Source organism: Haemophilus sp. HMSC066A11 (genome assembly GCF_001811665.1).
In the GTDB taxonomy this organism is placed as follows: Bacteria; Pseudomonadota; Gammaproteobacteria; order Enterobacterales; family Pasteurellaceae; genus Haemophilus; species Haemophilus influenzae.
On sequence record NZ_KV805887.1, the window covers coordinates 1 to 12157 of the forward strand.

Here is a 12157-nt window from a genome sequence, read left to right on the forward strand (position 1 = left end):
TTGTACGTTCAAATTTTTCTTTAGACATTGCTAATGTTTCCTAAGAAGTGCGGTATAAAACAATCATATTTTACACCGCTGGTTTACAAAAATTATTTTTTACGCGCTTCAATTACTGCAGCCGCCACACTTGTTGGAGCTTCAGCATATTTTAACGGTTCCATTGAGTATGATGCACGACCTTGAGTTTGTGAACGTAAGTCTGTTGCATAACCGAACATTTCTGAAAGTGGAACTTCCGCATCGATCTTAACAACGAATTCATTCGCTTCTTGACCGTTAACCATAGCACGACGACGGCTTAAATCACCAATTACATCACCAACATACTCAGGTGGAGTTTCAACTTCAACTTTCATAATTGGCTCAAGTAATACAGGGTTTGCTTTTGAGAATGCTGCTTTAAATGCTAAAGACGCAGCAAGTTTAAATGCTAACTCAGATGAATCCACATCATGGTATGAACCGAAGTGTAAACGTACACCAAGATCAACTACTGGGTAACCAGCTAATGGACCAGATTTAAGTTGTTCTTGAATACCTTTATCAACGGCTGGAATGTATTCACCAGGAATTACACCACCTTTGATTTCGTTTACAAATTCATAACCAGGGCCTTCTGGATCTAATGGGTATAAGTCGATAACAACATGACCATATTGACCGCGACCACCAGATTGTTTAGCGTGTTTACCTTCGACATCATTAACACGAGTGCGGATAGTTTCACGGTATGATACTTGTGGTTTACCAATATTAGCTTCCACTTTGAACTCACGTTTCATACGATCAACAATGATATCTAAGTGCAACTCACCCATACCAGAAATAATGGTTTCACCAGATTCCTCATCTGTGTGAACACGGAATGAAGGGTCTTCTTGTGCTAAACGACCTAATGCTAAGCCCATTTTTTCTTGGTCAGCTTTAGTTTTTGGTTCTACCGCAACAGAGATTACTGGCTCTGGGAATTCCATACGCTCAAGGATAATTGGCGCATCAATTGCACATAATGTATCACCAGTAGTTACATCTTTTAATCCGATAGCAGCTGCGATGTCACCTGCACGAACTTCTTTAATTTCTTCACGTTTATTAGCGTGCATCTGTACGATACGACCAAAACGCTCACGTTTTTGACGTACAGAATTCAATACTGTATCTCCAGAATTAATCACTCCAGAATATACACGGAAGAATGTTAAGTTACCTACGAATGGGTCAGTTGCAATTTTAAATGCTAATGAAGAGAATGGTTCTTCATCACTTGCGTGACGCTCACCTTCAGTTTCATCTGGATTGATACCTTTAATAGCAGGAATATCAGTTGGTGCTGGTAGGTATTCAACAACTGCATCAAGCATTGCTTGAACACCTTTGTTTTTGAACGCAGAACCACAGGTTACCAAAATAATTTCATTTGCTAATACACGCTGACGTAATGCTGACTTAATTTCTTCTTCAGTTAAGTCTTCGCCACCTAAGTATTTTTCCATTAATTCTTCTGACGCTTCAGCTGCCGCTTCAACAAGATTTTGACGCCATTCTTCACAGTCTGCTTGCATATTAGCAGGCACTTCTTCATAAGTGAAAGTCATACCTTGGTCTGCTTCATTCCAATTGATCGCTTTCATTTTGATCAAATCAACTACACCTGTGAAGTTTTCTTCTGCACCAACAGGGAGTTGAAGAGGAATAGCATTAGCACCTAAGCGAGTTTTTAATTGTTCAACAACACGTAAGAAGTTAGCACCAGTACGGTCCATTTTGTTTACGAACGCAATACGCGGAACTTCATATTTGTTAGCTTGACGCCATACGGTTTCAGATTGTGGTTGAACACCACCAACCGCACAGTAAACCATTACCGCACCATCAAGAACACGCATAGAACGTTCTACTTCAACAGTAAAGTCCACGTGTCCCGGAGTATCAATAACATTGATACGATGTTGTGGGAATTGTTGTGACATACCAGACCAGAATGCAGTTGTTGCCGCAGAGGTAATGGTGATACCACGCTCTTGTTCTTGTTCCATCCAGTCCATCGTTGCTGCACCATCGTGCACTTCACCGATTTTGTGGCTAACACCAGTATAGAATAAGATACGCTCAGTAGTAGTAGTTTTACCCGCATCAATATGCGCACTGATACCGATATTACGATATCTTTCAATAGGGGTTGTACGAGCCATTATTATAACCTTGTTTATTTAATATCAGTTTATATAAGGGTAAGGCTTCATCAACGATGAAGCCCTTTAAATTCAAAAACTTATTACCAACGGTAGTGAGCAAATGCTTTATTAGCTTCAGCCATACGGTGAACATCTTCACGTTTTTTCACTGCTGCACCTTTATTATCTGAAGCATCAGATAATTCGTTTGCAAGGCGTAAAGCCATTGATTTATCACCACGTTTACGTGCTGCTTCAACGATCCAACGCATACCTAATGCGTTACGACGTACAGGGCGTACTTCAACTGGTACTTGGTAAGTAGAACCACCAACACGACGAGATTTAACCTCAACAGTTGGACGTACGTTTTCAAGTGCAACTTCAAACGCTTCTAAAGGCTCTTTACCTGTGCGTTGTGCTAAAGTTTCTAAAGCACCATAAACGATTGATTCAGCAACGGATTTTTTACCGTCTACCATGATTACATTAATAAATTTTGCAAGTAATTCTGAACCGAACTTCGGATCTGGAAGAATCTTGCGTGCTTCAACACTACGACGACGTGGCATTGCGAATTTCTCCGTATTTTAATCTTCAGGATATCCAAAACCCATCAGCAATATTTCTCATTGAGAAAATTTGCAGCGCAAAGCGCTTTTTGACTGGAGTTTATGGTTTAAATTGTTTTGCTAATTTAGACGTTTGGCCTTACTTAACGGAGAACCATTAAGCTTTAGGACGTTTAACGCCGTATTTAGAACGACCTTGTTTACGATCTTTAACGCCTGCGCAGTCTAATGCACCGCGTACTGTGTGGTAACGCACACCTGGTAAGTCTTTAACACGACCACCACGGATTAATACAACACTGTGCTCTTGAAGGTTGTGACCTTCACCACCGATATAAGAAGTTACTTCAAAACCGTTAGTTAAGCGGATACGACATACTTTACGTAACGCTGAGTTTGGTTTTTTAGGAGTTGTAGTATATACACGAGTACATACACCACGTTTCTGCGGGCAAGCCTCTAATGCAGGAACGTTGCTTTTTACAACCTTTTTCACACGCGGTTTGCGTACTAGCTGGTTGATAGTTGCCATTAAAAAAGCTCCAGTTTAAATGTTATTCAAGAATAGAATGTTGTTCAAAAAATCTACTTCTATATAGAAATAGACGGCGAATTCTAATAGTTTTACGCTTTATTGTCAATAATTAAACAATATACTCTAGGATTAAAACTAGATTAAAATTTACCGCACTTTTGTTTTTTAATAAAAAATTTTATTCCCCACGTTTAAGCATGCCTTGTTTTTTCAAATTAACCAGAATAATTGAAATAGCAGCAGGCGTTATACCTGAAATTCGGCTCGCTTGACCAATGGAAACCGGACGATGTTGTTCCAATTTCGCACGTACTTCATTAGATAAACCAGACACTTTGCTGTAATCAAAGTTAGCTGGAATAGCCGTATTTTCGTGGCGTTTTTGTTTTTCGATTTCTTCTTGTTGATGCTCGATATAGCCTTGATATTTAATAGCAATTTCTACTTGTTCAACAGCTTCCTTATCTTCCATTGCTGGTTTATATGGCGTTAAAGAAGTCAAAATATCGTAGGTCATTTCAGGACGACGCAATAAATCTTCACCGCTAGCCTCACGTACAAGTGGGCTACCAAGCACTTTATTCGCTTCTTCTAAATATTCAGAACGCGGATGCAACCAAATGTTGCGTAAGCGTTGGCGTTCCTGTTCAATATTTTCCATTTTTTTATTAAATCGCGCCCAACGAGCATCATCAATCAAACCTAGTTCATGGGCAATTGGCGTTAAACGAATATCCGCATTATCTTCACGTAATAACAAACGGTATTCTGCACGAGAAGTAAATACGCGATATGGTTCTTTGGTACCAAGTGTGCAAAGGTCATCCACCAATACGCCAGTATAAGATTGATCACGGCGTGGATACCATGCATCCTTCTCTTGAACATAAAGACCTGCGTTAATCCCTGCCAATAAGCCTTGTGCCGCAGCTTCTTCATAACCGGTTGTACCGTTAATTTGACCTGCAAAGAATAAACCCGAAATCGATTTAGTTTCTAACGTTGGTTTTAAGTCACGTGGATCAAAATAATCATATTCAATGGCATAACCTGGTTTCACAATACGTGCGTTTTCTAAACCTTTCATAGAATTCACAATGCCCATTTGCACGTCAAACGGCAAACTGGTAGAGATCCCGTTTGGATACACTTCATTACTGGTTAAGCCTTCTGGTTCTAAATAAATTTGATGTGAATTACGATCCGAGAAACGCATCACTTTATCTTCAATAGATGGGCAATAACGCGGACCGATCCCTTCAATCACACCAGTATACATTGGACTGCGATCCAAGTTATTACGGATCACTTCATGGGTTTGTTCATTGGTATGGGTGATATAGCAAGGAATTTGTTGAGGGTGATCATCCACTGATCCCATAAAAGAAAACACAGGTAAAACAGCATCACCATGTTGTTTAGCTAAAATATCAAAATTGATCGTACGTGCATCAATACGTGGTGGTGTACCTGTTTTAAGGCGATCTACACGTAATCCAAGATCTCTTAATCGATGTGAAAGATTTACAGAAGCAGGATCCCCTGCACGGCCACCTTCATAATTTTCCAAACCAATATGAATTTTACCAGCTAAGAAAGTACCTGCAGTTAATACCACTGATTTAGCACGAAAAGTTAATCCCATTTTTGTGCTAACGCCTGTAACTCGATCTTGCTCAATCAGAATATCAGTCGCTTCTTGTTGGAAAATATCTAAATTAGGTTGATTTTCTAATGCAGTACGAACAGCTTGGCGATATAGAACTCTGTCAGCTTGAGCACGAGTTGCACGCACTGCTGGGCCTTTACTGCTATTTAAAGTACGAAATTGGATCCCTGCTTTATCTGCAGCATGCGCCATTAAACCGCCCATTGCATCTACTTCTTTTACTAAATGACCTTTACCGATCCCACCAATTGCAGGGTTACAAGACATTTGCCCTAAAGTATCTACATTATGTGTTAATAAAAGGGTTTTAAATCCCATACGAGCTGGTGCAAGCGCGGCTTCTGTACCCGCATGGCCACCACCGATCACAATCACATCATAAGTTTCAGTGTAAAACATATCTATCTCTATTTATTCGGATCAAAAAATTGGCGTTATTCTACAGAAATTTAAAACACCTGACAAAAAAAGAATGGATCTATTGATCCTTTGAAAGATCAGGTTTGTATTAGTAAATAAGATCTCTTTTTATATATAAAGATCTTATTATTGTTATTATTAAGATCTTTTTTGGTTGTGAGTAACCTTATTCGATCCTTATGGAAACAGGTGTTATAGGATCCAAAGATTTTGTGAAAATGCGCTCATTTTCTTTAAAAATCTTGTGTGTAAAATGGAAAGTTATTAACAATTTTATTTTTGCTCAAAGTTACCAAGTGAGTAAAAACAGTTTTATGACAGATTATTTATGAGTTATCCACAGATAAAAATGAATTTTTATTGAAATCCCTATAATTTAGTTTTTTTAAACAATTAATTTTATTAAATGTACGTTTTATGATTTGGCTTTGTAGTTACTACAGGTTTTATACTTCCTTCAAATCAAATAGTTAAGGAAATAAAATCAAAGATTTTTTACAGTCTATTGTTACCGAAAATGAACATAATGAAGAAGAATGTAAAGCAATAGAAGGGTTGAAAAGCGAATGCAATTTGTAAAAGAAAGAAGATAGATTCATGAAAATACTTAAAAATTTGACCGCACTTTAGAAGAAAAAATGCCACCTAAATTTTAATATTTAGATGGCATTTTATTTTCCTAATTATTATTTAGATAAATCAATTTGATACACTGCAAAACCGATTTCGTCAGTACCCACTTGTTTCATTGGGTATTGTGCTTTTTCTGCGATAAATTTCGCCGCTTGTTCGCTTGGCGATGTTTCAAAACGGACATCTAATTTATCGTTACCTGTGATAGGCACAAAACGCCAGTTTTTATCCGCATTTGGATTGACTGAACCCTCTTTCTCACTGGTTGCTTTAATATAATCAGCCAAAATTTGACGGCTTTCATCTGGTGATGCGTAAACAATATGTTGATCGCCAGTACCTGGGAATTTATTGCCGTAAGCACGATAGTTATTCGTTGCAATCAAAAATTCTGCTTTTGGATCAACTGGTTTACCTTGATAAGTGAGATTCACTACACGATGCGATTCTGGGTTGATTAACTTACATTCGCCATCGTAACGAGCTGGTTTGGTTAGATCGTATTCATAATTGACACCATCAATCACATCAAAGTTATAAGTGCGGAAACCTTCCCAGTCGATTAATGATTGTGGTTTATCACTTGTAGGGTCAATTTGTTTAAACATACCAGCACTACATTCTAACCATTCTTTTAATTGTTCGCCTGTCGCTTTAACAACCACTAGCGTATTTGGATAAAGGTATAAGTCTGCTGCATTACGGAAAGTTAATTCACCTTTATTTACTTCGGTATAGCCCGTTGGGTCATTTTTACGACCACCCGCTTTAAATGGAGCACCTGCACTTAAAATAGGTAAGCCAGCCATTGCTGCAACACTTGGTGCAACTTTCTCTACATACGCTTTTTGTGCTTGGTTTACAATTTGAATGGTTGGATCATCTTGTATTAATGCAAGGTAACTATACATATTGTCTGTGGCTTTGCCGATAGGTTGAGAAACATATTTACGTGTTGCTTCGTGAACTGGTTTTAAAAGTGCGGTAATTTCTGGGTCATTTTTTGCAAGTGCTTTTTTGGTTTCTACATCATAAATTGGACGAAGCACAGCTTTGCCAGAAGTCACGATCCATTTACCCTTGTGTTCTGTTAAGCCTAAATCCACCACGCTGATATTATTTGCCCAGTAACCAGCCATACTTTCTGGTACGCCTTTTACGGTACCATTTACGATGTCTGCATTTGGTGATTTTGCGAATTCTTTATTTGGGAATAAACGGTGTGAGTGACCAAAAATAACCGCATCAATGTGTGGAACATCCGCTAGATAGAATGCTGAGTTTTCAGCACCTTCTTGATAAGGTTCATCAGATGGACCAGTGTGAGCTAATGCAACGACAATATCAGCCCCTTTTTTCTTCATTTCAGGTACATATTTTTGCGCTGTTTTTACAATATCACGGGTTTCAACTTTGCCTTGAAGGTTTGCTTTATCCCAAACCATAATTTGCGGTGGCACAAAACCGATGTAACCAATTTTTAATTTATGTGTTTTGCCATTATTATCCACCACAGATTTTTCTTGAATGACATAAGGTGTGAAATAAGGTTCTTCTGTCCCCGCTTTTACTACGTTAGCATTCACAATTGGGAATTTAGCTTGTTTGATGGCATCTGCAAGATAATTGAGACCATAGTTAAATTCGTGGTTACCTAATGTACCCACTTCATAATTCATCGCATTTAAACAATCGACCGCAGGGTTAGATTTACCCTCTTTATAGCCTTGTGCGGCTTGATAGTCTGCAATTGGATTACCTTGAATTAAATCCCCATTATCTACCAATACGCTATTTTTTACTTCAGCACGTGCTTGACGAATAAGGCTTGCCGCACGAGTAAAACCGAATTTATCGGTTGGTGCATCTTTATAATAGTCAAAATCGGTCAAGAAACTATGAACATCTGTTGTTGCCACAATGCGTAAATCAACATCGCTCTTTCCTTTTGCCATCGCAAAACGGTTTGCACTTAATGCAAGAATACTGGTCGCACCAATTTGAATAAAATGACGTCTGTTCATCATAGAGTTTTCCTTATTAGGGTGAGTAAATATTCCCTTTATTCTAAGAAAAATAGCGGATTCTTAAAAGAAAGGAGTAAAAATATTTTTATTTAATTAAGATAATAATTTCTGTACTAAGGAAGTATAAATATTAACCCCAGTAAGTAATTGATTTTCATCAAAATCAAATTCAGCTTCGTGATGACCTGCTGTGCGATCTGCGCCAAGAATGAAGTAAATTGCTTTGCCTCCATGTTCTTGTACACGTCTACCTAAGATAGTCGCATCTTCACTTGCATTGAAAGCATAATCTGAATTTACGTTATTTATTTGTGGTTGTTCAAGGGATATTTCTTCGATGAGTTTTATAAGTTCAACATCGTTATTCATATCCACGGCTTCACCTACAATTTCAGTTTCATATGCGACATCAAAACTTATGGAGATACCTTTGGCTATTTGCATGACTTGTTCAGTCATGTATTCATTAATTGCTTTATTTTCTCCCCGCACTTCTAATTGTAATTCAGCAGAGGATGGAATGACATTTCGTCCTTCACCCGCTTTTAGCACACCTACATTAATTCTTGTCATGCCTTCACCATGGCGTGCAATACCATGAAGTTGAGTGACTGTATGCGCTGCAGCTAATAAAGCATTACGACCTAAATGGGGCGCAGCACCTGCATGTGCAGGTTTACCTTTATAGCGAATATCAATTTTTGTAGTGGAAAGAAAATTTCTTGGATTAGCAATAACTGTGCCTGTATTCGCGCAAAAACTAATGTGTGAAGAAGCAAAATAATCTGCATCATCAATTATGCCACTTTGTGCAATGGCTGCTGCACCTCGAACACCTTCTTCTGCTGGTTGGAATACAATTTTTACTTTTCCAGTGAGTTTATCTTTGTTCTGAGCGATCCATAATGCAACACCTAAACCTATTGTAATATGTGAATCATGTCCACAAGCATGCATAAAACCATCGTTAATTGAGGCAAAACCTTCTTTATTTGGAATATGCTCTGGTGAGCGAGTTTCCGTTACATTCACACAGTCGATATCAAAACGTAACGCGATGGTTTTTCCTGGTTTACCTGAATCAAATAATGCCACACAACCAGTGTATCCTTCCATTTTTTCTAGCCATTTTTCATTGGCTCCATAGGCTTTTGCATTAGCTAAACCTTTATCTACTACGGCTTGTTTTCGTCCACGAACAAAGTCTGGATTTATAATTTGTTTGCCAAGAAAAATTTCAAAACAATCTAAGTCTTCCAAGTAATCCGCAATGCGAGAAGTTGTCCAAAATTCACTCCAGCCAATTTCTGGAAAACGATGAAATTCACGACGCCATTTAACAAGTTGATTTAAATCTAAGTTCATTTTTTTCTTCCTTTAAAAGGCTATAAAAACAGACCGCACTTAAATAAAGTGCGGTCAATTTTTTACTATTTTTACAACATAAATAATGCTAAGAATAAAACAGCAAGTATCATGCCTGGCGCGGTACGTTTTACCATTTCTACTGGGCTTACCATCGCAAGGCCTGCACAAACAATGGTTACACCTGCAATTGGTGAAGCTGTACGACCAATTGCACCAGCAATGGCTGCTGCCATACCAAGATTTACATGAGTGTAACCGAGTTCTACAGCATGTGGCGTGACGGCAGTGTTAAAGGCAATCGCTGCTGCATCGCCAGAACCTGTAATTAAGCCCATTAAGAATGGTCCAATTGTTGCACCCCAACGTACAAATTCGTTGGATTCTTTTAAGAAAGAAATTGCAGCATCCACTGCGCCCGTAGATTTTAATCCTGCCACAAATACACTGGCTGCAATGATAATACCAAGTACGTTTGCATAAGAATTTCCCATACCATTGAAAAATTCTTCAGTGATTTTTACTGGGGAAATACGAGTGACGATAATGCCATAAATTGCACCAATTAGCATCGCTTGAGGCACACCCATTTTAGTCCATTCAAGACCTGGCACTTGTTGTAATGATGTTCCACCAATCACTAAAATAACTAATGGTATTAATGGTGCAAGGGCATAAAGTACATTGACGCCTTCAACAACTTTAATTTCACTTTCTTTTTGTTCTGCAAGATAAGCTTGGCGATGTTGTTCACCATAATCTTTAAAAACAAGCGCAAGAATTGTTAAAACAACCGCACCTATTGCTCCCGCAATCATGTTATATGGTGCATGTGAAAGGTTTACTTGAGTGATAGTTAAGCCTGACATTTCACTAATCATTGCTGAGTGAGAAGAACCTGGGCTCATCATTGATCCAAAAGTCCCTGCTAAAATAGCTGCACCAGCAGTAGCTGGTCGAACACCCGCACTTTTTAAAACGGGAATTAATGTTGCACCAACCGCAGCAGCACAACCAGCAGCAGAAGGAATAGCAATATTGATGAAAAAGGTGATGACTGTTGCAATTGGAATTAAGAAGAATTTTAATCCGCTTAATGGTTTGGTAAGTAAATGTACCAGATGAGTATCACATTGAGTGTATTTCATTACATAAGCAAAACTCATACTGGAACAAATAGCCATAATTAATCCGCCAGATGTCATGCTTTTGGCAAAAGCATCTAATGCACCCATTGGATTCAGCGTTAGAATGGACATTATTAAACCGACACCAATCAAAACAGTTCGGGTTTCGGCTTTTTTAATCAGAAAATAAATTGTGGCAATAATGCCGATCACTGCAACGATGGATTTAAATAATTCCATTATATGTTCCCTTTAAGTTAATAAGAAAAAGTTGTATTGATATCAAATGTGCCACATTCCATATTTTCACTGAAGCACAAAATAGGATTTTCGCCCAATACGGTTGCCATTTCATTTTGTATATGAAGCGCAGAACCCTCAGGTAATGCATATACAAGTGCGGTTGGATTAACGAGTAAAAATTCTGCCAAACGTTCTTCTCGGCTTTCACCATTGTGGCCTTGTATTTTACCTGAAATAAAGTGCGGATTAATTTGATGAGGAAAAAGTTGTAATGCTTGAAATGAAGGAGGATAAGTAATCGGCATATCATTAGTTGTCATAATAGATGAGCCAGCTACATTGGCCCCAGCACTCCAACCAAAATAAGGCGTACCGTTATTCACTTTTTCACGAATGATATCAATCAAATTGTGTTCATAAAGCTGTTTTAACAAACAAAATGTATTCCCGCCGCCAATAGCGATGACATCTGCTTGTTCAATAATATCTCGATGCTGTTTACCATGATGAACGGAAACAATATTCATCCCTAAATCAGAAAGTGCATTTTGCACAGTTTTTTCATATTCATCAAAAGTGCGGCTCACCCCAGCATAAGGTACAAAAGCAATTGTTTTACTACGATAATCAGCCAAGAAATTTTGTAACCAAGGTAGGGTGTGTTCAAGATAACCTGTGTTCTTGTATTTTGAGCTACTGAGCAGTAACATGTTTTTCATATTTATAATCCTTTTTAGGGATGAAAAGTTATTGCTATTATGCCTAAGCTAAAAACAAAATCCAGCATAAAAGCTGGATTTTTATGGATTGCGTAGCATTATTGGTTTAGTTGAAAACGATGCTTTTCAGGAATTAAAAATGACAAAAGCCACCTTTTAGGTGGCTTTGTCTCAATATTGTAGGGGGGGTTGATAATGCTATCAGTGACCAACGTTCCCTATCGTCGGGGCGGAGTCTATGGTTAAATAATTCAAATGTCAAGTGATAAGTAGGATTATATGTTATCAGCAACGCAATTTCTTGTTTTAGAAAAAGCACTTAGTAAGGAAAGATTATCTACATACAAAAACTATGTGAAAAATAAAACTTCACAATAAAAAATGAGCATTTCCTGTTTAGTATATGAGTGTCAAACTCAATCTAAACAGGAAATGCTCGTATTTTATTTTTACAACAGGTTAGAATTCAAACTGAACTGACATTTTATAATTTCTACCTGGTGCGTAGAAGCGGTTAATGCCTAATCCTGTTGTTTGTTCTATAACATTACTTGTACCAAATGAACGAATTGAACGAGCAGAATCCCAAGTGATGTATTTACGATTTGTAAGATTATATACGCCAGCTCTTATCGTTAAGTTTTTAATTGGTTGCACATATCCAATTAAA

At 37.9% G+C, this 12157-nt stretch carries 9 protein-coding genes and 1 pseudogene; 1 reads left to right on the forward strand and 9 read right to left on the reverse strand.

The annotated features are described in order from the left end of the window. Positions 1–92: 92 nt before the first annotated feature. From fusA to mnmG, 4 genes are all read right to left on the reverse strand, one after another. Positions 93–2195 carry an elongation factor G gene (gene fusA / locus HMPREF2813_RS08215; protein ID WP_005651039.1) on the reverse strand — a complete coding sequence of 701 codons (2103 nt, stop codon included), beginning with the start codon at positions 2193–2195 and terminating at the stop codon, positions 93–95. An 83-nt stretch (positions 2196–2278) separates the two neighbouring features. Beyond that, positions 2279–2749, reverse strand: coding sequence for a 30S ribosomal protein S7 (gene rpsG, locus HMPREF2813_RS08220; protein ID WP_005626581.1), 471 nt, complete (start codon positions 2747–2749; stop codon positions 2279–2281). Positions 2750–2906: 157 nt separating this feature from the next. Further along, positions 2907–3281, reverse strand: a complete 375-nt coding sequence (gene rpsL / locus HMPREF2813_RS08225) for a 30S ribosomal protein S12 (RefSeq protein WP_005543325.1) — start codon at positions 3279–3281, stop codon at positions 2907–2909. Positions 3282–3462: 181 nt separating this feature from the next. Beyond that, positions 3463–5352 (reverse strand): tRNA uridine-5-carboxymethylaminomethyl(34) synthesis enzyme MnmG, encoded by a 1890-nt coding sequence (gene mnmG / locus HMPREF2813_RS08230; RefSeq protein ID WP_014550359.1) that lies wholly within the window; start codon positions 5350–5352, stop codon positions 3463–3465. 501 nt (positions 5353–5853) lie between these two features. On the opposite strand from mnmG, the pseudogene HMPREF2813_RS10035 reads away from it, so the two are divergent. Beyond that, positions 5854–5952: pseudogene (locus HMPREF2813_RS10035) on the forward strand (MerR family transcriptional regulator); the annotation flags it as partial. Positions 5953–6059: 107 nt separating this feature from the next. Here the strand turns inward: HMPREF2813_RS10035 and cpdB are convergent. From cpdB to HMPREF2813_RS08255, 5 genes are all read right to left on the reverse strand, one after another. After that, the gene (cpdB, locus tag HMPREF2813_RS08235; protein ID WP_011961634.1) at positions 6060–8033 is read right to left on the reverse strand and encodes a 2',3'-cyclic-nucleotide 2'-phosphodiesterase; all 1974 of its coding nucleotides are present in this window, start codon (positions 8031–8033) and stop codon (positions 6060–6062) included. A 93-nt stretch (positions 8034–8126) separates the two neighbouring features. Then, positions 8127–9398: a M20 family metallo-hydrolase gene (locus tag HMPREF2813_RS08240; protein WP_005661782.1), complete on the reverse strand. Its 1272-nt coding sequence runs from the start codon at positions 9396–9398 to the stop codon at positions 8127–8129. Between the two features lie 71 nt (positions 9399–9469). After that, positions 9470–10765 (reverse strand): C4-dicarboxylate transporter DcuC, encoded by a 1296-nt coding sequence (gene dcuC, locus HMPREF2813_RS08245; RefSeq protein ID WP_070647053.1) that lies wholly within the window; start codon positions 10763–10765, stop codon positions 9470–9472. Between the two features lie 17 nt (positions 10766–10782). Beyond that, positions 10783–11487, reverse strand: a complete 705-nt coding sequence (pepE, locus tag HMPREF2813_RS08250) for a dipeptidase PepE (RefSeq protein WP_032823765.1) — start codon at positions 11485–11487, stop codon at positions 10783–10785. Positions 11488–11946: 459 nt separating this feature from the next. Further along, a partial coding sequence (locus HMPREF2813_RS08255) for a TonB-dependent receptor (protein ID WP_148129915.1) occupies positions 11947–12157 on the reverse strand: 211 nt, incomplete at its 5' end.

Excerpts from the sequence above, each read along its gene's own strand:
- fusA (WP_005651039.1), bottom strand. The coding sequence starts at position 2,195 with ATGGCTCGTACAACCCCTATTGAAAGATATCGTAATATCGGTATCAGT.
- rpsG (WP_005626581.1), bottom strand. The coding sequence starts at position 2,749 with ATGCCACGTCGTCGTAGTGTTGAAGCACGCAAGATTCTTCCAGATCCG.
- rpsL (WP_005543325.1), bottom strand. The coding sequence starts at position 3,281 with ATGGCAACTATCAACCAGCTAGTACGCAAACCGCGTGTGAAAAAGGTT.
- mnmG (WP_014550359.1), bottom strand. The coding sequence starts at position 5,352 with ATGTTTTACACTGAAACTTATGATGTGATTGTGATCGGTGGTGGCCAT.
- cpdB (WP_011961634.1), bottom strand. The coding sequence starts at position 8,033 with ATGATGAACAGACGTCATTTTATTCAAATTGGTGCGACCAGTATTCTT.
- HMPREF2813_RS08240 (WP_005661782.1), bottom strand. The coding sequence starts at position 9,398 with ATGAACTTAGATTTAAATCAACTTGTTAAATGGCGTCGTGAATTTCAT.
- dcuC (WP_070647053.1), bottom strand. The coding sequence starts at position 10,765 with ATGGAATTATTTAAATCCATCGTTGCAGTGATCGGCATTATTGCCACA.
- pepE (WP_032823765.1), bottom strand. The coding sequence starts at position 11,487 with ATGAAAAACATGTTACTGCTCAGTAGCTCAAAATACAAGAACACAGGT.